This is a genomic window from Pseudonocardia petroleophila, from assembly GCF_014235185.1.
GTDB lineage: Bacteria > Actinomycetota > Actinomycetes > Mycobacteriales > Pseudonocardiaceae > Pseudonocardia > Pseudonocardia petroleophila.
The window spans coordinates 6238927-6261500 of record NZ_CP060131.1; the positions used below are offsets into that span (position 1 = coordinate 6238927).

The following is a 22574-nucleotide window of genomic DNA, read 5'->3' on the forward strand; positions in this document are numbered from 1 at the left end:
GTGGTGCGCCGGTGTGCGCAGAGCGGCTCTGCTCACCTCCACGCATCACCGGCGGGCCGACCAGTAGGCGTGGTGGGCGTCGTGCAGCAGCAGGAACGCGCCCTGCACCACGATCCCGGCACTCGCCCCGGCCGGTCCGGGCCGCCCGCGCCGCCACCGCCACAGCGCCGCCCCGCCCGCGACGTAGCCGGCGTCGAGCCCGACGTTGATCCACAGCACCCGGCGCAGCGTCCGGGACTCCGCCGCCAGCACGTCCGGCGCGTACGGGTCGGGCACCCGCGCCATCCGCCGCCGCTTCAGCCGCCCGGCGACCACGACGATCGCCAGGTCCACCGCGCCCCACCCCGCGTTCTGCCACCCGAACGCCGTGGCGAACGGCCCCCGCCGGGCCGCGGCGAGGCCCAGCCCGCCCACGACGCTCGCCGCACCCCACACGGTGGTGGACCGGGCCAGCGCGTCCTGGCGGGCCCAGGGATCAGGCACGGAGGAGATCCGCCGCCTTCTCCCCGACCATCATGCAGGTGATGTTGGGGTTGATCGCCGGGAGGAACGGCAGGATCGAGGCGTCGGCGACCCGCAGCCCCTCCACCCCCCGCACCCGCAGCTGCGGGTCCACGACCGCCATCGGGTCCGACGACGGGCCCATCTTCGCCGTGCACGCCGGGTGGTAGACGGTGTTGTGGGTCTTCGTGATGTAGTCCACGAGGTCGTCGTCGGTGACGGCGTCGGGCCCCGGCGTCAGCTCCCGGGTGATCCACTCCTTGAGCGCGGGCTGCTCCGCGATCCGCCGGGCGAGCTTCACGCCGTGCAGCATCACCGCCATGTCGTGGCCATCGGGGTCGGTGAAGTACCGCGGATCGACGCGCGCCCGGTCCCGGAAGTCGCGGCTGCGCAGCCGCACCGTGCCGCGCGAGCGGCCCCGCGTGACGTTCGGCGTCAGGCAGAAGCCGTTGTCGGTGGTCGGGTAGCCCCAGCGCACCGTGTTGAGGTCGAACGGCACCGAGCCGTAGTGCATCATCAGGTCCGGCCGGTCCAGGTCGGGCTGCGTGCGGGCGAACAGCCCGATCTCCCACCACTGCGTGGAACGGGTGACCATCGGCCGCGCGGCCTCCCACATGACCAGGCCCTCGACGTGGTCGTCGAGGTTGGCCCCGACGCCCGGCGCGTCGACGAGCACGTCGATCCCGAACTCCCGCAGGTGCTCCCCCGGCCCGATGCCCGACAGCATGAGCAGCTTCGGGGTGTCGACCGCGCCCGTCGACAGGACCACCTCCCGCCGGGCCGCCACCGTGCGGCGCCCCGGCCCGATGTCCTGCTGGTACTCCACCCCCGTCGCCCGGCGCCCGTCGAACAGCACCCGGGACGCCCACGCCCCGGTGATCACCGTCAGGTTGGACCGCGTGCCGAGGATCGGGTGCAGGTAGCTCACCGACGCCGACGCGCGCGTGCCGTCGGGGAAGGAGTTGATCTGGAAGAACCCCGCCCCGTCGGTGACGGTCGAGCCCTCGTTGAACCGCACCGTCGGCAGCCCGACGCCGGCCGCGGCCTCCAGCACCGCGACGCCGCACGGGTCGTCGGGCGGGATCTGCATGAGGTGGACGGGGCCGGAGCGCCCGTGTCCCTCCCACGGGCCGTCGTTGGTCTCCAGGCGCCGGATCAGCGGCCAGCACTCGTCGGCCGACCATCCGTCGCACCCGGACGCGGCCCACTCGTCGAGGTCCTCGCGCGGGGTCCAGAACGCGATGCACGAGTTGTGCGACGAGCACCCGCCCAGCACCTTCGCGCGCGCGTGGCGCAGGAAGGAGTTGCCGTGCTCCTGCGGCTCGACGAGGTAGTCCCAGTCGTAGCCGGAGTCGAGCAGCCCCATCCAGTCGGTGAGCCGCAGGATCGCCGGGTCGTCGACGTCGGACGGCCCCGCCTCCAGCAGCGCGACGGTGACGGCCGGGTCCTCGGACAGCCGCGCCGCGAGCGCGCAGCCCGACGACCCGCCGCCGACGACGACGTAGTCGTAGGTGTCCGTCACGGGGCCTCCTCCAGGTTCTTCGCCATGTGCTCGGGCAGCGTGCCGGTCTGGTGCCGGCCGCGGGCCAGGTACCAGGCCAGCCCGACCAGGATGACGGCCCCGATGAAGATCGGCGCGATGAAGCTGAGCACCCCGGCGCCGTAGACGTCCTCGCGCGGCCAGGCCAGGTTGATCGCCATCGCGGTGCCCCAGACCACGGCGACGATGTTCACCGGCAGCCCCCAGCGACCGAGGGAGAAGTAGCCGTCCTTGCCCGCGTTCGGGCCGGGCCACTCCCCCTTCAGCCGCTTGCGCAGCATCGGCACCGTGACCAGCAGGTACGCGATGTAGATCATGATGATCGCGACGCTGGTGACGGCCGTGAAGATCTGCGGGCTGCCGATGTTCACCACCAGGATGAGCACGGACGCCACGCCGATCAGGACCGCGGGCACCACCGGGGTCTTGCGCTTCGGGTCGATCTTCGCCAGGCGCGCCCCGGCGGGCAGCGCGTTGTCCCGGGCCATCGCGAACATCAGCCGGATCGCGGCGGTGTGCACGGCCAGCGCGCAGACGGTCACCGCGATGACGACGCTGATCAGCAGGGCGATGCCGAGCGGTCCGCCGAGCACGGTGAGCACGACGAACTGCAGGCCGCCGACCGAGCCGATCTCCGGGGCGGTCAGGTCGGGGGCGGCGAGGATCGCGAACAGCAGGATCAGGCCGCCGATGACGAACGAGGCGATCACGGCCCGGAGGATGGCGGTGGGCGCGGTGCGGCGCGGGTCGACGGTCTCCTCACCCAGCGAGCTGGCGGTGTCGAAGCCGTACATGACGTACGCGCTGGCCAGCGCGGCGACGAGGAACGCGCCGAAGTACCCGAGGTCGGTGCCCGCGCCGAGGCCCTGGGTGTCGAACAGCACCGTCGGCGGGTTCACGATGTTCACCGCGAGCAGCACGATGAGCAGGACGGCCGCGATCAGCTCGATGAACACCCCGGCGCTGTTGATCCGGGCCATGAGCTTGACGCCGAGCGCGTTGATCGTCGTCGTGAACGCCACCAGTACGGCGCCCCAGATCACGGCGGACACGGCGAAGTCGGTCTCACCGGTGCCGTCGCCGACGAGCTGGAAGCCGCTCCAGATCAACGGCAGGGTGCCCTGGTAGGCGAGCACGACGGCCGTCAGCGTCACCACCGAGGCGGTGAACATCATCCACCCGGCCAGCCACGCGGTGGTCGGGCCCGCGAGCCGCTTGGACCAGTTGTAGACCGACCCGGCCACCGGGTAGCGCCCGGCCAGCTCGGCGAAGCACAGCGCGACCATGATCTGCCCGGCGAACACCAGCGGCCAGCTCCACCAGTACGCCGGCCCGCCGAACGCGTAGCCGAAGTAGAACAGCTGGAACGTGCCGGTGAGGATCGAGATGTAGCTGATCCCGGCCGCGAAGCTGGCGAACTTGCCGATGCTGCGGTCGAGCGACTGGGAGTAGCCGAAGTCGGCCATCCCGTCGTCGGAGGGCGTGTTCTCCGTCGTGCTCATGATGATGATTCCTCTCCTCGGAACCACCGCATCGGCGCCGGCGCGGTGTTGTGCCAGATGTGCTTGTGCTCCTGGTACTCGGCCAGCCCGGTCGGTCCCAGCTCCCTCCCGTTGCCGGAGGACTTCATCCCGCCCCACTCCGCCGCGGGGACGTAGGGGTGGTAGTCGTTGATCCACACCGTGCCGTGGCGCAGCGCCCCGGCGACGCGGTGCGCGCGCGCCATGTCCTGGGTCCAGACCGCGCCCGCGAGGCCGTACTCGGTGTCGTTGCCGAGCGCGATCGCCTCCTCCTCGGTGCGGAACGTCTCGACGGTGAGGATCGGCCCGAACGTCTCCTCGCGGATCACGCGGGAGTCCCGGCTGACGTCGGCGAGCACGGTGGGCCGGTAGAAGAAGCCGTCCTGCAGCTCCGGTTCGTCGGGCCGCTTCCCGCCCGCGACGAGCCGCGCGCCGTCGGCGAGGGCGTCGGCGACGAACTTCTCGATCTTCTCGCGCTGCGCGGCGGAGACCAGCGGGCCGGACTCGGTGCCCTCGACCAGCCCGCCGCCGAGCCGGATCAGCTCCGCGCGCCGCCCGATCTCGGCCACCAGCTCGTCGTGCACCGACTCCTCGACGATCAGCCGCGCCCCCGCCGAGCACACCTGCCCGGCGTGCAGGAAGACCGCCGTCAGGGCCCAGTCGGCGGCGAGGTCGATCGGGGTGTCGGCGAAGACGATGTTGGGGTTCTTGCCGCCCAGCTCCACCGCGACCCGCTTCACGGTGGCGGCGCTCGCGCGGATGATCGCCTGCCCGGTCGTCAGGCCGCCGGTGAAGCTGACCATGTCGACGTCGCGGTGCTCGGTCAGCGGCGCGCCGACGTCGCGGCCGTCGCCCAGGACGATGTTGACGACGCCGGGCGGCACCCCGGCCTCCTCGCACAGCTGCACGAGGATCACGCTGGTCAGGGGCGTGACCTCGCTGGGCTTGACCACGCACGTGTTGCCCGCGGCGAGGGCGGGCGCGAGCTTCCAGGACAGCTGCAGCAGCGGGTAGTTCCAGGGCGTGATGAGCACGCAGACGCCCACCGGCTCGTGCACGACGCGGGAGAGCACGTTCGCCTGCCCCACGTCGACGACGCGGCCGGGGTCCTTGTCGGCGAGGTCGGCGTAGTAGCGGAATACCGCCGTGACGTCGTCGACGTCGATGCGGGACTCGACGATCGTCTTGCCGGTGTCGAGGGTCTCGGTGCGGGCGATGGACTCCTTGTCCCGCACGAGCAGGTCGGCGATCCGGCGCAGCAGCGCGCCCCGCTCGGGGGCCGGGGTCGTCCGCCACGGTCCGGTGTCGAACGCGGCGCGCGCGGCGGCGACCGCGCGCGCCACGTCGTCGGGGCCCGCCAGGTCGACCGTCTCGACCACGCTCCCGTCGAACGGGTTGATCACGTCGTCGGTACCGCCGGAGCCGGCGGACCACTTTCCGTCGATGAAGAGGCTGGGCACGCGTTGATCGTCCTCACCCGCGACGCCACGTCAAGCGCTCGGTTCGGATTGGTGCTTATAGTTTCGCCATGGGCAACACTGCTGCTCGGGATGGGGGCGTCCAGTCCGTCGATCGGGCCATCAGCGTGTTGGAGATCCTCGCGAGACGCGGTGAGGCGGGCGTCAGCGAGGTGGCCGCGGAGATCGACGTGCACAAGTCCACCGCGTTCCGCCTCCTCGGTGCGCTGGAGGGCCGCGGGCTCGTCGAGCAGGCCGAGGACCGGGGCAAGTACCGCCTCGGGTTCGGCCTGATCCCGCTCGCGGGTGCGGTCTCCGACCGCCTCGACGTCACCCGGCAGGGCCGCGCGGTCTGCTCCCGGCTGGCGTCGGAGATGGGCGAGACGATCAACCTCGCGGTGCTCCAGGAGCACTGGGCGGTCAACGTCGACCAGGCGCTCGGCCCGTCGACGGTGTCCACGCACAACTGGATCGGCCGCCTCACCCCGCTGCACTGCACGTCCAGCGGCAAGATCCTGCTCGCCCACCTGCCCGCCGAGCACCGGACCGCGCTGCTCACCGCGTCCGGCATGGAGCGGCTGACCCCCCGCACCGCCACCATCGACGCCCTGGAGAGCGAGCTCGCGAAGGTCCGTGCCTCCGGCTACGCCGTGGCGCTGGAGGAGTACGAGACCGGCCTCAACGCCGTCGCCGCCCCGGTGCACGACCGCAGCGGCAACGTCATCGCGGCCCTGAGCGTGAGCGGCCCGGCCTACCGCCTCGACGAGGACCGCCTGGCGACGCTGACGGCCCCCCTGGTCCGCGGAGCGGCCGAGATCAGCCGCCGCATGGGCTGGTACGCCGCGTGAGGTTCCGCTGAGCGCTGTTCGGCCCGCGCGCAGCAGCACTGGACGTCATCTCACGCGGCCAGCGCCCGCTCGATCTTCGCGACGATCTCGTCGGGCTCGCCGTAGACCTCGTACTTCGTGAAGCGGTACAGGCGCCAGCCGTGGTCGACCAGGTCCGTGCCACGTCCGATGTCACGCAGCACGCGCTCCGGCCTGACGTGCTCGGCCCCCTCGTACTCGATGCCGATGCGCCGCTCCGGGTAGGCGAGGTCGAGCCAGACGGCCCGGCGGCGACGCTCGTCCTGCACCACCCACTGGACCTCGGGCCTCGGTAGTCCGCGCAGCACCAGCAGGAGCCGCAGGCGCGTCTCCATCGGCGAGCCCGCCCGCGGATCGGCGAGGTCCACCACCCGGGGGAGGCGTCGTCTCCCCCGGGCCCGCGGGTAGCGCTCCGCCAGCCGCAGCACCTCCCGGGGGGCGAACCCTCCCACCCGGCTCAGCGCGTCGACCGCGGCGACGGCGTCGACGAGGTCCGGACGGGTGCGGGCGAGGTCGTACGCCGTGCGCCGGGGTGTCGTCACCGGGACCCCGGCCACCCGCACGACCTCGTTGCGGAGCAGCCGGTCGCGGCGGACGACCAGTCCGGTACACGGGTGGACGCCGCCACCGGGCACCGTGATCTCGACCGGGGCGTCGGCGGGGCCGCAGGACGCATCGAGCAGTTCCGCGGCGGAGTACCCCGCCAGCACGCCGCGGCCGCGGGCGAACAGGTACGCGCCGGTCGACCGCAGGGCCAGGTCGGGTGGTCCGTCGCCGACGGGTGCGTAGACGTCCGGGAAGAGCCGCACGAACCGCGGCCCCCGCAACCGACCCGGGGTGACGAGACCGGCCGAGACGGCAGCGGATCCCCGGAACACAGCGGGCCATCCCGGCACGGACACCCGGGGAGCATCGCGAACCACCCCCACGTCCCGTGGCGTTTCGCGACAACCCGCCGTGAGATGACGGTCAGCACTGTTCGATCACGGTCGGACGACGCTGACCGTCATCTCACGCGAGGCGGTCGCTGACCCAGCGGTGGAACTCGCCGATGTGGTGCTCGCTGGGCACCAGCACTCCCCCGGCCCGGTACGCGCGGCTCGCCATCCCGGGCTGGGTGCGCTCGCACGCGGCGAAGTCCTGCTGGTTGACGCGGTGGAACAGCTCCACGCTCGCGTCGATCTCGGTGACGCCCGGGGCGAAGAGCCAGTCGCACTCGACGACGGTGCGGTCGGCGGCGAGCGGCGTCATCCGGTGCACGATCACGTGGTCGGGCACCAGGTTGACGAACACCTGCGGCTTGATCGTGATCGCGTAGTAGCGGCGGTCCTGGTCGTCGGCGATGCCGGGGAGGCGCTCCGCCCCGGCCCGGCCGTCGACGGTGAACCCCTGCGCGTCGGGCGCGAACGCCGCGCCGTGGCCGACGAAGTACTGCGCGGCGAAGCCGTCGGCGAACTCCGGGAGCACCTCGGTCAGCTCCGGGTGGATCGTGGCGCAGTGGTAGCACTCCATGAAGTTCTCGACGATGAGCTTCCAGTTCGACGCCACGTCGTAGCGGATGCGGCGGCCGAGCACGAGCGAGCCGACGTCGTAGCGGTCGATCGAGTCGACGTCGCCCAGCCGCGTCACCACCTCGCCGATCACGTCGTCGGCGAACGACGGGGGGTCGGCCGCGAGGCAGATCCACACGTAGCCGAGCCACTCCCGCAGGTGGACGACGTGCAGGCCGTACTCGGCGCGGTCGACGTCGGGCATCGTGGTGAGGTTCGGGGCGGCGATCAGCTCGCCGGACAGCGAGTAGGTCCAGGCGTGGTACGGGCACTGCAGGTTGCGCCGCAGCTGCCCGGACTCCTCGGTGCACAGCGCCGCGCCGCGGTGGCGGCAGACGTTGAGGAACCCGCGGACCACCCCGTCGCGGCCGCGGACGAGCACCACCGACTCGCGGCCGACGGTGACGGTCCGGAACGCGCCGGGGCCGGTGAGGTCGGCAGCGAGCGCGACGCAGGTCCAGGTCTGCTCGAAGATCCGCTCCTGCTCCAGGGAGAACAGCGATGCGTCGGTGTAAGCAGAGCCGGGGAGCGTCGTGATCAGCGAGGGCTGGACGGCGGTCACGTGAGGCGCTCCGAGTCGAAGAGTCCGATCGGGTGGGCGGTGGTGCCGGTCGTCGCGAGGTCGGCGCAGATCTCCCCGATCACCGGCACGAACTTGAAGCCGTGCCCGGAGAACCCGCAGGCGACCGTGACGCGGTCGCGGCGGCGGATCACGAAGTGCTCGTCGGGCGTGGTCGTGTACATGCACGGCACGGCCTTCACCAGCGGCCCGACCAGGCTCGGGAGCGTGTCGGCGACGCGGGCGCGCATCTCGTCGACCTCGGCGTCGGTGACGACGCGGTCGAGCGCGTCGGGGTCGGCGTCGGTGCCGCGGCGGAAGAACGCGACCTTCACCCCGCCGCGCGGCCCGTCGATCGCGGGGAAGCCGTAGATCTGCGCTCCCCCGGCCTGTTCGGAGACGTACACCGGGTTGTCGACGAACGGCTCCACCCCGCCCGGGGGCGCGAACCAGTACTGCACCTGGCGCTCGACGCGCAGCGGCAGGCCGAGGTCGCGCAGCAGCGAGGGCGCCCACGCACCCGGGCTGACGACGACGTGCCCGGCGGTGAACGTGCCGTCCGAGGTGCGGACGGTGACGCCGTCGCCGGTCTCGACGACGTCGCGGACCTGCAGCCCGAACCGCAGGTCGGCGCCGTCGCGGGCGGCGAGGTCGAGGTGCGCGGCGACCGTCGCCTCCGGGCGGACGAAGCCGGCGCGCTCCTCGTACACGGCCACCTCGCCCGCGGCGGGGGTGATCGTCGGGAACCGCTCGCGCACGGCCCGCGCGTCGAGGACCTCGTGCGGCAGGTCCCACTCCTGCGCGGCGCGCAGGCTCCCGGCGAACGTCGTGCTCCGTTCCGGGCCGAGGTAGAGGCCGCCGGTCAGCGTGAGGAGGTCGACCGACGCGTCCTTCTCCGCCTCCTCCCACAGCTCGTAGGCGCGCAGCAGCAGCGGGACGTAGGCCGGATCCTCGAAGTAGGACTGGCGGATCACCCGCGAGCCGCCGTGGCTGGAGCCGCGGTCGTGCGCCGGGGTGAACTGCTCCAGCCCGAGCACCCGCACCCCCCGCGCGGCGAGGTGGCGGACGGTGGCCGAGCCCATCCCACCGAGGCCGACCACGATGACGTCGTACGGGGAGCTCATGACCGGATCCGCTTCATCTCGGGGTCGAACAGGGGCTCGGCGGCCACCACCGCCGCGAGGCGCTCGCCGAAGTACTCGATCTGCACCGGCGTGCCCGGCGACGCCGCCGCGGCGGGCAGCCAGGCGTAGGCGATGGAGGCGTCGATCGTGTAGCCGTAGGCCGCGCTGGTGACGTAGCCGGCGCACTCCCCGGCGTGGAAGACCGGCTCCCTGCCCATGACGACGTGCGCCGGGTCGTCGAGGAGCAGCGGGACGAGCCTGCGCTGCGGCACGACGTCGGCCCGCGGCTTCACCGCGAACGCCAGGCCGGCCTCGTACGGGTCGTGCTCGGTGGTCATGTCGGTGCCCGCGGAGCGGTAGCCCTTCTCCAGCCGCAGCGAGTTGAACGCGCTGCGCCCCGCCGCGATGACGCCGTGCTCCTGCCCGGCCGCCCACAGCAGGTCCCACAGCCGCAGCCCCAGCTCGGCGCCGCAGTACAGCTCCCAGCCCAGCTCGCCCACGTAGGACAGCCGCAGCGCGGTGACCGGCACCTCGCCGACGTGGATGCGCCGGGCGCGGAAGTAGCCGAAGCCGGTGTGCGAGACGTCGTCGGTGGTGAGGGAGGCCAGCACGTCGCGCGCCCTCGGACCCCACAGCCCGATGCAGCAGGTGCCGCCGGTGATGTCCCGGACCTGCACGTCGGGGCCCGCCGCGCGCGTGAGCACGTCGAGGTCGAGGTTCGAGTTGCAGCCGACCTGGAAGCGCTGCTCCCCCAGCCGGGCGACGGTGAGGTCGCTGCGGACGCCGCCGTTCCCGTCGAGCAGCAGCGTGTAGGTGACCGCACCCGGCTTCTTGCGCAGGTCGTTCGTCGTCAGGCCGTCGAGGAGGTCCAGCGCGCCGGGGCCGGAGACCTCCAGGCGCTTGAGCGGGGTCATGTCGTACATCGCGACGCGCTCGCGCGTCACCAGCGCCTCGGCGCCGGCGATCGGCGACCAGAACCGCGACGCCCACTCGCCGCGCCCGGGGACCCGCCCCACCTCGGGCAGGTCGGCGTTCGCGGCGAACCACAGCGGCCGCTCCCAGCCCGCGCCCTCGGTGAACACGGCGCCGAGCTCGACCTGGCGGGCGTGGAACGGGCTGACCCGCAGCGGCCGCGGCCGCACCGGGGGTTCGAGCGGGTGGATGACGTCGTAGACCTCGACGAAGCTCTGCATGCTGCGCGTCCGCACGTAGGAGGGGGCGAGCTGCGGCTCCTCGAAGCGGGCGAGGTCGGCCTCGTGCAGGTCGACGCCCGGTTCCCCCCCGACGATCCAGCGCGCGACGGCCCGCGCGACGCCGCACGAGTGCGTCACCCAGACGGCCTCGGCCACCCAGAAGCCCTGCACCGCGGGGTGCTCACCGATCAGCGGCATCCCGTCGGCGGTGAAGGAGAAGATGCCGTTGAAGCCGTGCTCGACCTCGGTGAGCGACGGCAGGAGCGCGCGGGCGTCGTCCCAGGAGGGGGCGAAGTCCTCGACGGTGAAGTGGAGCTTGCTGGGCATCGGGTGGGCGGGCGATGTCTCGGTCGGCAGGTCGCCCAGGTCGACGGGTATCGGGCGGTGGGCGTAGGAGCCGATGCCGATGCGGTCGGTGTGCTCGCGGAAGTAGAGGTCGCGGTCCTGGTGGCGCAGGATCACCGCGCTCGCCTCGGACGTCGCGCCGGCCAGCTCGGGCAGCGGCGTCGTGGTGGCGTACTGGTGCGCCATCGGCAGCAGCGGGATCGCCAGGTCGACGAGCGCACCCGTCTGCGGACCCCAGAAGCCGGTGCAGGACACGACGCGGTCGGCCGGGACGTCGCCCTTGTCGGTGCGGACGCCGGTGACGCGGCCGTGCTCGGTGAGGATCTCCAGCACCCGGTGCCCGCCGAGGACGCGCGCACCCCGGTCGGCGGCGCGGGCGAGCTGTGCGGCGACGGCGCCGGGCGCGTTCGCCAGGCCGTCGGTGGGGGTGTGGAAGCCGCCGAGCACGTTCCCCGCGGGCAGCAGCGGGTGCAGCGCGGCGCACTCGTCGGCGTCGACCAGGCGGGAGTCGATCCCCCAGCTCTGCGCGAGGCCGTGGCGGCGGCGCAGGTCGAGCAGGCGCTCCGGGGTGGTGGCGATCTCCAGGCCGCCGACCGGGGTGAACGCGCCTAGCTCCGTCATCTTCTCGACGGTGTAGCGCGCGAAGCCCGCCATCGTCCTCGACGGGTTGGTCTGGAACACCAGGCCGGGAGCGTGCGACGACGAGCCGCCGGGCAGCGGCAGCTCGCCGCGGTCGAGGACGGTGACGTCGGTCCAGCCCAGTGCGGTCAGCTCGTCGGCGACGGCGGCGCCCACGACACCGGCGCCGATGACGACGACGCGCGGGCTCACGAGGCGACGTCGAGCTGGGCGGCGGCGTCGGCCGCGACGAGGACGTAGACCTCGTCGGCGTCGATCACGACCTGGTGGGTGCGCACGGGGCGGCGCGCGAGCAGGCCGTCGGGCTCACCGGTGCGCAGGTCGAAGATCGCCGCGTGCAGCGGGCACTCGACCTCGCAGCCCTCCAGCCAGCCGTCGGCCAGCGAGGCGTCCTGGTGGGTGCAGGTGTCGTCGATGGCGTAGAGCTCGCCGTCGGTCGTGTGGAACACCGAGACGGGCGGGGTGAGGGGCAGGCGGCGGGCCGTGCCGGGCTGGAGGTCGGCGAGGGCGCAGACGTAGATCATGGGGGCTCCGGAAGCGCAGTACGGAACGGGGTGCACCTGGCGCAACAACGGTCGCTGGGCACCCGGCCCGCTGTCAAGGGGCCCGGGCGACCGGAAACGCGCTCGTCACGCGCTCCGGCCGTAGGCTCACCCGAGTGGCTGTGGATGACCTCGGGAACGACGTGGACGTACCGGACACCGTGGGACGGGTGGTGTCGATCGTCCCCTCGCTGACGGAGGCCGTGGCCGCGACCGCACCCGGCCTGCTCGTCGGCGTCACCGACTGGTGCACCCACCCCGGGGACCTCGACGCCGCCCGGATCCGGGGCACGAAGAACCCGGACGTCGACGCGATCGTCGCGCTGCGGCCCGACCTCGTCGTGGCCAACCAGGAGGAGAACCGCGTCCCCGACCTCGACGCGCTGCGCGCCGCGGGCGTGCCGGTGTACGTGACCGACATCCGCACCCTGGACGACGCCTTCGGCTCGCTCGCCCGCATGCTCGCCGCCTGCCGGCTGGACCGCCCCGCCTGGCTCGACGAGGCGGAGGGGGCGTGGGCGGCGGTGCCCGTCCCGGCGCGGCGGCGGCGCGCCGTGATCCCGATCTGGCGCAAGCCGTGGATGGCGGTCGGGTCCGACACGTTCACCGGAGCGCTGCTCGCCCGGCTCGGCGTCGACAACGTGCTGGCTGAGGACCCGGAGCGGTACCCGAGGTTCGACCCGGCCGCGCTCCCCCCGCACGACCTCGCGGTGCTCCCCGACGAGCCCTACCTGTTCACCGCCGACGACGGGCCGGAGGCGTTCCCGGACGTCCCGTCCGCGCTGGTCAGTGGCCGGCTGCTGACCTGGTACGGCCCGAGCCTGACCGAGGCCGCCCGGGTGCTGCCGGCGGCGTTGGCCGGGTAGCCGCCGCTCTACCCTGGCCCCGTGCTCGTCGTCCTCGACCTCCTCGGCGTCGCCGTGTTCGCCGCATCGGGTGCCCTGGCGGCGGTGCACGCGCGGCTGGACGTGTTCGGGGTCGTCGTCCTCGCCGCCGTCACGGCCCTCGGCGGAGGGATCGTCCGTGACGTCCTGCTCGGCATCACCCCGCCCTCGACGCTGCGCCAGTGGCCCTACCTCGTCGTGCCGGCCGTCGTCGCGCTGCTGGTGTCGCGCTGGCACCCGGCGGTGGCGCGGCTACGCCGCGGGGTGCAGCTCGCCGACGCACTCGGGCTCGCCCTGTTCGTCACCACCGGCACCGCGGTGGCGCTGGGCACCGGCGCCCCGGCGATCACCTCCGCGCTGGTCGGGGTGATCACCGGGATCGGCGGGGGCGTGCTGCGCGACGTGCTGCTCAACGAGGTCCCGACGGTCCTGTGCCGCGAGATCTACGCCCTCGCGGCCGCGGCCGGCGCGGTGGTCGTCGTCGCCGGTGACGCCGTCGGGCTCCCCCAGCTCCCGGTCACGCTCGCCGCGGCGGGGCTGGTGGCGGGGCTGCGGGTGCTCGCCCTGTGGCGGCGCTGGAACGTGCCGGCCCCCTAGCCCCCGCCCCCCGCGACGGCACCGGCACCGGCCGTCCGGCCGCGACACCGGGCGTCACCTAGTGTGGCGTCAGGTGGGGGAACACAGCGCACGAACGGGTGGCCGGGCACGACACGCAGGGGTGGCCGTCCTGGCCGTGCTGCTCGCGGGGTGCACGGCGAGCCCACCGCCGCCGCCCCTGACGCCGCAGGTCAGCGACCCCGCCTTCGCCGTGACGGTGCTCGACGGCGACCCCGCCGCCCTCGCCGCGGACACCAGCACGACCCTGTTCGCGTCGTCACCGCTCGCCGTCCTCGCCGCCGCCGACGACCCGGACGCGCAGGCGCGGGCGGGTGAACGGGCCACCCGCCTGGGCGTGCCGCTGCTGCTCACGCCGGACCCGTCGGCCGAGCTCGACCGGCTCGGCGCCTCGACCGTCCTGCCGGTCGGGGCGGGGGCCCAGGAGTGGGCCGCCGCGTCGGGGCGCACCGTCACCGCGGACGACCCCGAGGTCACCGCGCCGGCGGACCGCGACGTCCTGGTCCTCACCGACGACCCCGCCTCCCCCGCCGCGGCGACCGCACGGGCGTCGGGTGCGCGCGTGGAGACCGTCACCGACCCCGACCCCCGCGTCGCGCCGCCGCCCGGCCTGGACCCGCGCCCGGCGCACGTCGTCGCGCTGGGGGGCGGGTTCGGGCCCGCGGAGCGGCTCTCGGCCCGGCTCGACGTCGCCGCCACCGGGACGACCCTGCCGGGCGGCGGGCAGGTGCTTTTCCCGGGCCGCCGGATGGTCGCGCTCTACGGCCACCCCGGCGTCCCCGCGCTCGGGGTGCTCGGCGAGCAGGGGATCCCCGAGTCGATCGCGCGGGCGCAGGCGCTCGCGGCGGAGTACGACCCGGTCTCCGACGAGCCGGTCGTGCCCGCGTTCGAGCTGATCAGCACCGTCGCCGACGCCGGACCTGGGCCCGACGGCGACTTCAGCTCCGAGGCCGACGTCGAGTTCCTGCGGCCGTGGGTCGACGCGGCGCGCGAGGCGGGCGTGTACGTCGTGCTCGACCTCCAGCCCGGCCGCGCCGACTTCCTCACCCAGGCGCAGCGCTACGCCGACCTGCTCGCGCAGCCGCACGTCGGGCTGGCGCTGGACCCGGAGTGGCGCCTGGGCCCCGACCAGCGCCCGTCGCAGCAGATCGGGACCGTCGACGTCGGGGAGATCAACGCCGTGGCCACCTGGCTCGCCGACCTGACCCGCGACGGCGCCCTGCCGCAGAAGCTGCTGCTGGTGCACCAGTTCCGGCTCTCGATGATCCAGGGCCGGGAGCGGCTCGACACCTCGCGCGACGAGCTCGCGGTGCTCCTGCACGCCGACGGCTTCGGCGTGCCCGAGGAGAAGCTCGGCACCTGGGCCGCCCTGCACGACGGCGAGCCGGCCGGCGTCGTCTGGGGCTGGAAGAACTTCTACGACGAGGACGCGCCGATGTTCACTCCGGAGCAGACGCTGCGGGTCGGGCCGGTTCCGCCGGTGTTCGTGTCGTTCCAGTAGGCCGCGCCGCCCCGGTGGCGAGCAGCCCGACCAGCAGCGCGCCGAGGACGACGAACAGGGCCCGCAGGATCCCGGCGTCCTGCGCGAGCAGCCCGATCAGCGGCGGCCCCGCGAGGAACGCCGTGTACCCCACCGAGCTGACGACGGACACGCGCGCCGCGGCCCTCGCCGGGTCGTCGGCGGCCGCGCTCATCCCGACCGGGAAGCCCAGCGACGCCCCGAGGCCCCAGAGCAGCGCCCCGGCCAGCGCCACCGGCACGGACCCGCCGACGAGCACCAGCAGCAGCCCGACCAGCGCGAGCCCGGCCGCCGCCCGCAGCACCGCGACCCGCCCGAAGCGCTCCAGGGCCGATCCGCCGAACGTGCGCCCGACCGTCATCGCCGTGACGAACATGCCGAACGCGATCGCGCCGACGGTCTCGCTGGACCCGTAGCCCTCGACGAGCGCGTAGGCGATCCAGTCGTTGGCCGACCCCTCGGTGAACGCGAAACCGAGGACCAGCACGCCGATGAGCAGCGTCCGCGGCTCGCGCCAGGCCGCGAGGACCCCGGTGCCGCCCTCGGCCCGCGTCGGGGCCGGGACGGACGGCAGGAACCCGCGCACGGCCACCGTCATGACGATCGGGATGAGCACGACGACGCCGAGGACCTGCGCGGCCAGCGGCACGCCGGTGGCGGCGGTGGCCGCACCGATCCCGGCACCGGTGACGGTGCCGACGCTGAACGCGGCGTGCAACCGCGGCATGAGCGTGCGGCCGCGGCGCTGCTCGACCTCCGCGCCCGCGACGTTCATCGCGACGTCCCACACGCCCGTGCCGAGACCGGTGACGACGAGGCCGACCGCGGCGGGGAGCACCGCACCGGTGAGCAGCCCGGTTGCCAGCAGCGCGAGGCCGACGGTCTCGGTGAGCGCCGCGACCAGCACCGACCGGGCCGGACCCAGCCGCGCGACCAGCGGCCCGGCCAGCGGCAGCCCGGCCACCGATCCGACCGAGAGGCACAGCAGCATCAGCGCGAGCTGCGCCGTCGTGAGGCCCAGCCCGTCCGCGATCGCCGGGGTGCGGCTGATGAACGAGGCGAACGCCAGCCCGTTCACCGCGAACGCCACCACCACCGCGTTGCGCGCCCGGCGCAGTTCGGTCGTCACCACGAGCTCCCGTCGAATCGATTCGATGCGCGATCGAGGGTACGCCACGGATAGGGTCGGGCGTGAGCTGGTTGCTGCTGCACCTCGTCGCCACCGCCGTGCTCGCGGGCGTCGGCTGGGTGGTGCAGGTGGTCGTCTACCCGGCGTTCGCGCTCGTCGGCGCGGCGGAGTGGCCCGCGTACCACCGGCAGCACCTGCGGCGGATCGGGTGGGTCGTCGGGCCGCCGTGGGTGGTGCAGGGGGTGTCGGTCGGCGCGCTGCTGCTCGCGTCGCCGTGGGAGCACGCCGCGCTCGGCGCGCTGGCGGCGGCCGGGGTCGGCCTCACGGTCCTCGGCGCCGTCCCCGCCCACGACCGGCTCGACGCCGACCGCGACCTGCGCCGGCTCCTGCGCGCCAACCTGCTGCGCACGCTGGCCTGGACCGTCGCGACCGTGGTGGCGGCGGCGCAGCTGGCGGCCCGGCTACCGTTCCCCCCGTGAGCGCCCGCCCGACCCTGGCCACCGTGGCCGCGCGCGCCGGGGTCTCGCCGTCGACGGCGTCGCTCGCGTTCTCCGGCAGCCCGCGCGTCGCCGCGCCCACCCGCGAGCGCGTGCTGACGGCCGCGGCCGAGCTCGGCTACGCGGGCCCGGACCCCATCGCGGCGTCCCTGCGCCGCGGCCGCAGCGGCGTCGTCGGGGCGTTCGTCGGCGAGCGGCTGCTCTACGCGTTCCGCGACCCGGTGGCCGTCCAGCTGCTCGACGGGATCACCGAGGTCCTCGGCGCCCACGACGTCGGGCTGCTGCTGCTCGCCGGCGACACCGGCCGCCCGTCGACGGCCCAGATCGCCCGGATCCCGCTCGACGCCGCGATCTTCGCGACCTGCGGCCTCGAGGACGACCCGGCCCTCGACCTGCTGCGCACCCGCGGTGTCCCGATCGTCGTCGTCGAGGGGCCGGACGTCGACGGGGTGGTGCTCGTCGACATCGACGACCGCTCCGGCACCGCCGGCCTCGCCCGGCACCTGCACGGTCTCGGGCACCGCCGCGTCGAGGTCGTCGCGATGCCGCTGCGGCTCGACGGACGCCGCGGCCCCGTCGACGGCGCCCGGCGGGCCCGCGCCCACTACCGCGACGTGCGGCACCGCCTGGAGGGCGTCGAGGACGTGTTCGGGGCGGTGCCGGTGTGGGAGACGGCCAGCAACGCCGTCGACGAGGGGGTGCACGCCGGGCGGGTCCTGCTCGACGTCCCCGCCGCCCGCCGCCCGACCGCGGTGATCGCGCAGAGCGACGTCCTCGCCGCCGGGGTGCTGCAGGCGGCCGCGGAGCTGGGACTGGACGTGCCGGGCGAGGTCAGCGTGGCCGGGTTCGACGGCGCCGACCTGCCCTGGCTCGGCCCCACCCGCCTCACGACGGTCGTCCAGCCGACCGACGAGAAGGGCCGGCGGGCGGCGCAGGCGGCGATGGACCTGGTCGACGGACTGCACCCGGAGGACAGCCTCCTCCCGGTGGCCCTCCGCATCGGCACGACGACCGGCCCCCCACCCCCCTGACCACGCCCCCCCGCCCCCGCCCCGTCACCCCACCCCCGCGAGTTTGCCGCCCCCACCCGGCGAGTTCGCGGTTCGCGCCCGGTGAGTTTGCCGAGGATGCCCGGCGAGTTCGCCGTTGGTGTCCGCCGGATGTGCCGACGGGTGCCTTGCCGGGTCTCGGCAGCGCCTCCGGTAGGCCGCCGGGTGCCGGGTCCTGCCGAGTCACCGGGTGGCAGCCGCAATTCGCCAGGCCGGGACGGCCGACTCGCCGAGCACGAGCGGCAGACTCGCCGAGCGACAGCCGCAAACTCGCCGGGCGACAGCCGCAAACTCGCCGGGTGGGGGCGGCAAACTCGCCGGGTGGGGTCAGGGGGTGGGAGCTTCGGCTGCTCCCGCCGTCTGCGTCGCGTGCGGGACCGGGCAGCCGCGGGGGAAGGTGCCCAGGGCCGACACGTCGTAGCCGTCGGGGTAGCTGCGGACGTTGGGCAGCTGGCGGGCGAACTTCGGCTCCACCCGCGGCCGCATCCGCCGCACGACCGCGCTCCGGGCCCGCACCGCCGCCCGGGCCGCCCGCTGCTCCCACTCCGGGATGCGCGGGTAGCGGAAGGCGGCGCGCAGGGCGTCGTCCATCAGCCCGTAGGAGAACCGGGTGACCAGCCGGGCCGGGGCGAGGTGGTTGGGCGGGAAGGTCGTGAACAGCTGCAGCGTGGCGTCGGCGACGGCGCGGGCGCCCGGGTCATAGCCGAAGTGCGCGCGCTCGTAGTCGTCCATGTAGGCCGCGAACTCCCGGTGCGTCTCCGGGATGTCCTTCATCCCCATGAGCGTGCCGAGCTCGCGGTAGTTGTGCGCGGCCGCGATCCGCTCGTGCTCCGACAGCCGGCGCCACCCCATGTCGTCGATCCACCGGATCGGCACGACGACGAACGTGGCGAGGACGTAGAGGAAGTCGGCGTTGGAGATGTCGTACGCGCCGTGCATCTGGTTCATCCGCCGGATCGCCGCGCGGCCCTGCGGGCTGTGGTGCCCGTGCTCGAGGACCGCGTCGAGGATCAGGGCGGTGTCGTCGTAGCGCTTCTGCACGCGCTCGGTGAACTCCCCGGTCTCCGCGAGGAGCCGCCCGATGCTCGGCACGGCGTACGTGCGGAACAGCGCGAACGACAGCGCCTGGTTGTAGTCCCAGGGGAACTCGCGGGTGGCGCTGATCCCGTAGATCTCCACCGCGTCGGCGACGGGGTCGAGCTCCTCGATGCGACGCAGCCAGTGGTGACGGTCCATGTGCGCAGGTTAGGACGATCTCCGTGGAACGGTCAACGTTGACCGTCCGAGAGGTCCATGATGGCCCCGTGACCATCGACCCGAGCGTCCCGCCCAGCGGCCCCGGCTGCCTCGACTGCGACGCCGCGGGCGGCTGGTGGGTGCACCTGCGCCGCTGTGCGCAGTGCGGCCACGTCGGCTGCTGCGACTCCTCCCCCGCCCAGCACGCCACGGCGCACTGGACCGCCACCGGCCATCCGGTGGTCCGCAGCTACGAGCCGGGAGAGGACTGGTTCTGGGACTACGCGACGGGCACCGCGGCCGACGGCCCGGAGCTCGCGCCCCCGCTGCACCACCCGACCGACCAGCCCGCACCGGGCCCGGCCGGACGGGTGCCCGCCGACTGGCGCTCGCACGTCCACTGATCCAGGCAGGCCAGGAACGTCGCCGCCCGCGGGCCCGGGTCGGAGCGCCAGGCCGCGTGCAGCGCCACCACCGGCTCCGGCTCGACCAGCGGCACCGCGCACAGGCCGCGGGCGACGACCTCGACCGCCCGCTCCCGTGACGCGAACCCGACCAGCGGGCGACCGGCCAGCACGATCCCGGTCGCGGCGGTGTCGTCGACCTCCACCGCCACCGGCAACCGGACGCCCGCCCGCGCCGCCGCCCCCGTGACGGCGTCGTGCAGCGCCGGGCTCACCGCGCGCGCGAACAGCGCGCAGTCGTGCCCGGCGAGCTCGGCCACGGCCACCGCGGGCCGCCCGGCGAGCGCGTGCCCCGGCGCGACGACCGCCACCACCGGCACGTCGTCGAGCACCCGGGAGCGCAGGGCCGCGTCGGCGGGCGGGCCGAACGCGAGCGCCACGTCGATCTCGCCCGCGGCGACGGCCGCGAGCTGCGCGGCGCTGCGCCGCTCCGACAGCCGCGCCGTGAGCCGGGGGTGCTCGACGGCCAGCCGCGCCAGCACCCCGGGCAGGATCCGCACCCCGGCCGGGTGGTTGAACCCGACCGCGACGTCCCCCGCCCGCCCGGACGCCACCTCCCGGGCCGCCCGCACCGCGGCCTCGGCCCGCTCCAGCACGCGCTGGGCCTCGTCGCGGAACGCCGCGCCCGCGTCGGTCAGCCGCACGCGGTGCGGACCCCGGTCGACCAGCCGCACCCCCACCCGGCGCTCGAGGCGCTGCAGGTGCTGGGTCAGCGACGGCTGCGCGAGGTGCAGCCGCGCCGCGGCCCGCCCGAAGTGCAGCTCGTCGGCGAGGACGAGGAACGACTCGAGATGGCGGAGCTCCACCCGCCGGACGCTACGTCGGCGATCCGACCTCCCGGTGGCGCGGACGTGAACGGGGCCCGGTCCCGTCCGTCACCGGACGCGGAGGGTCGACCCGGGCCGGACGACGTGGACCGGGCCGGTGAAGTGGGCCGACGCGGCGGCGCGACGGGCGGTGGCGGTGGGGTCGGAGCCGTCGGGCAGGTGGGTGAGCGCGAGGGCCCGCGCCCCGGCCGCCGTGGCCGCGCGGGCGGCGTCGGCGGCGCAGAGGTGGCCGTGCGGGCCGGGGTCGGGGGCGTCGAGGGTGGCCTCGGCGAGCAGCAGGTCGACGTCGCGGGCCAGCGGCAGCAGGCCGTCGCAGACGCCGGTGTCACCGGTGTAGGCGAGCGCCCCGCCCGGTCCCTCGACGCGGACCCCGACGGCGGCGACGGCGTGCGCCACCGGGTGCGTCGAGAGGGCGAGGGACCCGACCCGCACCGGCCCGTGGCCGCGGACGTCGAAGGCGTGCCGGAAGGGGCGGTCCAGCCGCGGGAACGTCGGCACCGGGAACAGCGACTCCCAGGTGCCGAACACCTCGCCCGCGCCCGCGCCCGCGGGCACGAGCAGCAGCGGCGCCGGCGCCCGCTCGGTGACCAGCTGCTTGGCCAGCACGATCAGGTCGTGGACGTGGTCGAGGTGCAGGTGGCTGACGACGACCGCGTCCAGCCGCACGTCGAGGGCGGACAGCGCGGTGGCGACGCCCGGGCCGCAGTCGAGCAGCACCGTCGTACCGGCGTCGCCGACGAGGTAGCCGGAGCTGGGCCGGCCGTGCCGGGGGACGCCCGCCTGGGCGCCGAGGACGGTGAGGTGCACGGGTGGAGCGTCGCCGCGGCGCGGGCCGCCGGGCAACGGCCGATCCCCGATCGCGCGATCGGGTCCGGCTATCGACGCAGGTCAGACGGGGGCCGGGGCGTCCAGCGGGAGCGACATGACGTGCCCGAGGAACCACTCCTGGCGGGCCGCCGACGCTCCCGCGGCCGTCGCCGGGCGCGGGCGCCCGCTCCAGCCGCAGGCGCAGCGGGCCACGTACCGCGTGAAGGTGCCGCCGGCGCAGCGGGCGACGTCGGTCCACTCGTCGCTGAGCGACCCGTCGCGGTAGCGGCCGGCGACGTAGCCGTCGTGCTCGTCACCGTTGGTCATCACGGACACCATCCTGCCTACGGATCGTGACGGCTGTGTGAAACGCCGGTGAGACGACCTGGTCGGGTGACCCCGTTCCCGGCCCGGCGGCCGCGACGGGGAGGATCGGCCGGTGACCCCCGACGACTTCGCCGGATCCGTCGCCGCCGCCGCGCAGCGGCTCACCGGCGTCGCCCGCACCACGCCGCTGCAGCGCAGCGCCCGGCTCTCCGACGCCACCGGCGCGCACGTGTGGCTCAAGCGGGAGGACCTGCAGGTCGGACGCTCCTACAAGCTCCGCGGCGCCTACAACCTGCTCGCCGGGCTCGACGGCGACGAGCGCGCGGCCGGCGCGGTGTGCGCCAGCGCGGGCAACCACGGCCAGGGCGTCGCGTACGCCTGCGCGCGGCTGGGCATCCGCGGCCGCGTCCACGTCCCGAGCACGACGCCGCGCCAGAAGCGGGAGCGCATCGCGGCGCTGGGCGGGTCGGCCGTGGAGCTCGTCGTCGGCGGCGACACCTACGACGAGGCCGCGCTCGCCGCCGCCGAGCACGCCGCCCGCACCGGGGCCACCGTCGTCCCCGCCTTCGACGACCTGCGCACGATCGCCGGGCAGGGCACCGTCGCGGTGGAGGTCCTCGACCAGCTCGCACACGCCCCGGACGTCGTCGTGGTGCCGGTGGGCGGGGGCGGGCTGCTGGCCGGCGTCGGCACCTGGCTCGCCGCGCGGCACCCCGGCGTGCGGGTGGTCGGGGTGGAGCCCGCCGGGGCGGCGAGCATGACCGCGGCGCTCGCGTCCGGGGGGCCGGAGGCGCTCGTCGAGCTCGACACGTTCGTCGACGGCGCGGCGGTGCGGCGCGTCGGCGACGTCAGCTTCCCGCTGGTGCGCGACTGCGGGGCCGAGCTGGTCACCGTCGACGAGGGGCGGGTGTGCACCGAGATGCTCGACCTCTACCAGGTCGACGGCATCATCGCCGAGCCCGCGGGGGCGCTCGCCTGCGCCGCGCTCGACGCGCTCGACCTGCCCGCCGGCGCCACGGTCGTCAGCCTGCTCTCCGGCGGCAACAACGACGTGAGCCGCTACGCCGAGGTCGTCGAGCGGTCGCTGGTGCACCGCGGGCTCAAGCACTACTTCCTCGTGGAGTTCCCGCAGGAGCCGGGCGCGCTGCGGCGGTTCCTCGACGAGGTGCTCGGTCCCGACGACGACATCGTGCTGTTCGAGTACGTCAAGCGCGACAACCGCGAGACCGGCGCGGCGCTGTGCGGCATCGAGCTGGCGTCCCGCGAGGGGTACGAGCCGCTGTGGAAGCGGATGGAGGCCAGCCCGCTGAGGATCCAGCTGGTGGCGCCGGGTACGGCGGCGTACCGCTTCCTCGTCTGAACCGATCGGGCTCCCCCGCGCGAA

Annotated in this window: 21 protein-coding genes and 1 pseudogene; 8 read left to right on the forward strand and 14 right to left on the reverse strand. The window is 74.7% G+C overall.

What is annotated here, in order from left to right; genetic code table 11:
* Nucleotides 1-45: 45 nt before the first annotated feature.
* The 4 genes from H6H00_RS30505 to H6H00_RS30520 are packed head-to-tail and all read right to left on the reverse strand — an operon-like array spanning nucleotide 46 to nucleotide 5021.
* Nucleotides 46-483 carry a DUF6992 family protein gene (locus H6H00_RS30505; protein WP_185719066.1) on the reverse strand — a complete coding sequence of 146 codons (438 nt, stop codon included), beginning with the start codon at nucleotides 481-483 and terminating at the stop codon, nucleotides 46-48.
* Entirely contained in the window at nucleotides 476-2023 is a 1548-nt protein-coding gene (locus H6H00_RS30510; protein ID WP_185719067.1) for a GMC family oxidoreductase, read from the reverse strand. The genes H6H00_RS30505 and H6H00_RS30510 overlap by 8 nt, the downstream gene beginning before the upstream one ends.
* The gene (locus tag H6H00_RS30515) at nucleotides 2020-3543 is read right to left on the reverse strand and encodes an APC family permease (protein ID WP_185719068.1); all 1524 of its coding nucleotides are present in this window, start codon (nucleotides 3541-3543) and stop codon (nucleotides 2020-2022) included. The genes H6H00_RS30510 and H6H00_RS30515 overlap by 4 nt, the downstream gene beginning before the upstream one ends.
* Nucleotides 3540-5021, reverse strand: a complete 1482-nt coding sequence (locus H6H00_RS30520) for an aldehyde dehydrogenase family protein (RefSeq protein ID WP_185719069.1) — start codon at nucleotides 5019-5021, stop codon at nucleotides 3540-3542. Before H6H00_RS30520 ends, H6H00_RS30515 begins: the two co-directional genes overlap by 4 nt.
* A gap of 68 nt (nucleotides 5022-5089) precedes the next feature.
* On the opposite strand from H6H00_RS30520, the gene H6H00_RS30525 reads away from it, so the two are divergent.
* Nucleotides 5090-5866 (forward strand): IclR family transcriptional regulator, encoded by a 777-nt coding sequence (locus H6H00_RS30525; protein ID WP_185719070.1) that lies wholly within the window; start codon nucleotides 5090-5092, stop codon nucleotides 5864-5866.
* 50 nt (nucleotides 5867-5916) lie between these two features.
* Here the strand turns inward: H6H00_RS30525 and H6H00_RS30530 are convergent, their stop codons facing one another.
* The 5 genes from H6H00_RS30530 to H6H00_RS30550 all read right to left on the reverse strand — a co-directional run bounded on the left by H6H00_RS30530 (nucleotide 5917) and on the right by H6H00_RS30550 (nucleotide 11818).
* Nucleotides 5917-6693: an endonuclease domain-containing protein gene (locus tag H6H00_RS30530; protein ID WP_185719071.1), complete on the reverse strand. Its 777-nt coding sequence runs from the start codon at nucleotides 6691-6693 to the stop codon at nucleotides 5917-5919.
* Nucleotides 6694-6895: 202 nt separating this feature from the next.
* A complete protein-coding gene (locus H6H00_RS30535; protein ID WP_185719072.1) occupies nucleotides 6896-7996 on the reverse strand; it encodes an aromatic ring-hydroxylating oxygenase subunit alpha in 1101 nt (366 codons plus the stop codon).
* Nucleotides 7993-9117 carry an N-methyl-L-tryptophan oxidase gene (gene solA, locus H6H00_RS30540; protein WP_185719073.1) on the reverse strand — a complete coding sequence of 375 codons (1125 nt, stop codon included), beginning with the start codon at nucleotides 9115-9117 and terminating at the stop codon, nucleotides 7993-7995. The genes H6H00_RS30535 and solA overlap by 4 nt, the downstream gene beginning before the upstream one ends.
* A complete protein-coding gene (locus tag H6H00_RS30545) occupies nucleotides 9114-11486 on the reverse strand; it encodes a GcvT family protein (RefSeq protein WP_185719074.1) in 2373 nt (790 codons plus the stop codon). Before H6H00_RS30545 ends, solA begins: the two co-directional genes overlap by 4 nt.
* On the reverse strand, nucleotides 11483-11818 hold the full coding sequence (locus H6H00_RS30550; RefSeq protein WP_185719075.1) for a bifunctional 3-phenylpropionate/cinnamic acid dioxygenase ferredoxin subunit: 336 nt from the start codon (nucleotides 11816-11818) through the stop codon (nucleotides 11483-11485). The genes H6H00_RS30545 and H6H00_RS30550 overlap by 4 nt, the downstream gene beginning before the upstream one ends.
* A 134-nt stretch (nucleotides 11819-11952) precedes the next feature.
* Between H6H00_RS30550 and H6H00_RS30555 the strand changes: the two genes are divergently transcribed.
* The 3 genes from H6H00_RS30555 (at nucleotide 11953) to H6H00_RS30565 (ending at nucleotide 14836) form a co-directional block, all read left to right on the forward strand.
* A complete protein-coding gene (locus H6H00_RS30555; protein WP_185719076.1) occupies nucleotides 11953-12702 on the forward strand; it encodes a helical backbone metal receptor in 750 nt (249 codons plus the stop codon).
* A gap of 21 nt (nucleotides 12703-12723) precedes the next feature.
* Complete coding sequence (locus H6H00_RS30560) at nucleotides 12724-13317, forward strand: trimeric intracellular cation channel family protein (protein ID WP_185719077.1); 594 nt, start codon at nucleotides 12724-12726, stop codon at nucleotides 13315-13317.
* Between the two features lie 121 nt (nucleotides 13318-13438).
* Nucleotides 13439-14836, forward strand: coding sequence for a hypothetical protein (locus tag H6H00_RS30565; RefSeq protein ID WP_221775724.1), 1398 nt, complete (start codon nucleotides 13439-13441; stop codon nucleotides 14834-14836).
* Here the strand turns inward: H6H00_RS30565 and H6H00_RS30570 are convergent.
* A complete protein-coding gene (locus H6H00_RS30570) occupies nucleotides 14775-15983 on the reverse strand; it encodes an MFS transporter (protein WP_255425455.1) in 1209 nt (402 codons plus the stop codon). The two genes, H6H00_RS30565 and H6H00_RS30570, sit on opposite strands and share 62 nt — an antisense overlap.
* Nucleotides 15984-16045: 62 nt before the next feature.
* Between H6H00_RS30570 and H6H00_RS32615 the strand changes: the two genes are divergently transcribed.
* Both H6H00_RS32615 and H6H00_RS30575 read left to right on the forward strand, forming a co-directional pair.
* Nucleotides 16046-16462: a hypothetical protein gene (locus tag H6H00_RS32615; RefSeq protein WP_255425456.1), complete on the forward strand. Its 417-nt coding sequence runs from the start codon at nucleotides 16046-16048 to the stop codon at nucleotides 16460-16462.
* Entirely contained in the window at nucleotides 16459-17511 is a 1053-nt protein-coding gene (locus H6H00_RS30575) for a LacI family DNA-binding transcriptional regulator (RefSeq protein WP_255425457.1), read from the forward strand. The genes H6H00_RS32615 and H6H00_RS30575 overlap by 4 nt, the downstream gene beginning before the upstream one ends.
* 345 nt (nucleotides 17512-17856) lie before the next feature.
* On the opposite strand, the gene H6H00_RS30580 is transcribed toward H6H00_RS30575, so the two are convergent.
* Complete coding sequence (locus tag H6H00_RS30580) at nucleotides 17857-18765, reverse strand: oxygenase MpaB family protein (protein WP_185719080.1); 909 nt, start codon at nucleotides 18763-18765, stop codon at nucleotides 17857-17859.
* Nucleotides 18766-18833: 68 nt separating this feature from the next.
* Between H6H00_RS30580 and H6H00_RS32620 the strand changes: the two genes are divergently transcribed.
* Complete coding sequence (locus H6H00_RS32620; RefSeq protein WP_255425458.1) at nucleotides 18834-19169, forward strand: UBP-type zinc finger domain-containing protein; 336 nt, start codon at nucleotides 18834-18836, stop codon at nucleotides 19167-19169.
* Nucleotides 19170-19225: 56 nt separating this feature from the next.
* Here H6H00_RS32620 and H6H00_RS30585 read toward each other — a convergent pair.
* The 3 genes and pseudogenes from H6H00_RS30585 to H6H00_RS30595 all read right to left on the reverse strand — a co-directional run.
* Nucleotides 19226-20035, reverse strand: a pseudogene (locus H6H00_RS30585) (LysR family transcriptional regulator); the annotation flags it as partial.
* 69 nt (nucleotides 20036-20104) lie between these two features.
* Nucleotides 20105-20863 (reverse strand): MBL fold metallo-hydrolase, encoded by a 759-nt coding sequence (locus H6H00_RS30590; RefSeq protein ID WP_185719082.1) that lies wholly within the window; start codon nucleotides 20861-20863, stop codon nucleotides 20105-20107.
* A gap of 81 nt (nucleotides 20864-20944) precedes the next feature.
* Complete coding sequence (locus tag H6H00_RS30595) at nucleotides 20945-21190, reverse strand: hypothetical protein (RefSeq protein WP_185719083.1); 246 nt, start codon at nucleotides 21188-21190, stop codon at nucleotides 20945-20947.
* A gap of 112 nt (nucleotides 21191-21302) precedes the next feature.
* On the opposite strand from H6H00_RS30595, the gene ilvA reads away from it, so the two are divergent.
* Nucleotides 21303-22550 (forward strand): threonine ammonia-lyase IlvA, encoded by a 1248-nt coding sequence (gene ilvA / locus H6H00_RS30600; protein ID WP_185719084.1) that lies wholly within the window; start codon nucleotides 21303-21305, stop codon nucleotides 22548-22550.
* The last annotated feature ends 24 nt before the right edge of the window (nucleotides 22551-22574 follow it).

Coding starts and splice junctions, on each gene's coding strand:
- H6H00_RS30595 (WP_185719083.1), bottom strand. CDS start 21,190: ATGACCAACGGTGACGAGCACGACGGCTACGTCGCCGGCCGCTACCGC.
- H6H00_RS30525 (WP_185719070.1), top strand. CDS start 5,090: ATGGGCAACACTGCTGCTCGGGATGGGGGCGTCCAGTCCGTCGATCGG.
- solA (WP_185719073.1), bottom strand. CDS start 9,117: ATGAGCTCCCCGTACGACGTCATCGTGGTCGGCCTCGGTGGGATGGGC.
- H6H00_RS30580 (WP_185719080.1), bottom strand. CDS start 18,765: ATGGACCGTCACCACTGGCTGCGTCGCATCGAGGAGCTCGACCCCGTC.
- H6H00_RS30515 (WP_185719068.1), bottom strand. CDS start 3,543: ATGAGCACGACGGAGAACACGCCCTCCGACGACGGGATGGCCGACTTC.
- H6H00_RS30550 (WP_185719075.1), bottom strand. CDS start 11,818: ATGATCTACGTCTGCGCCCTCGCCGACCTCCAGCCCGGCACGGCCCGC.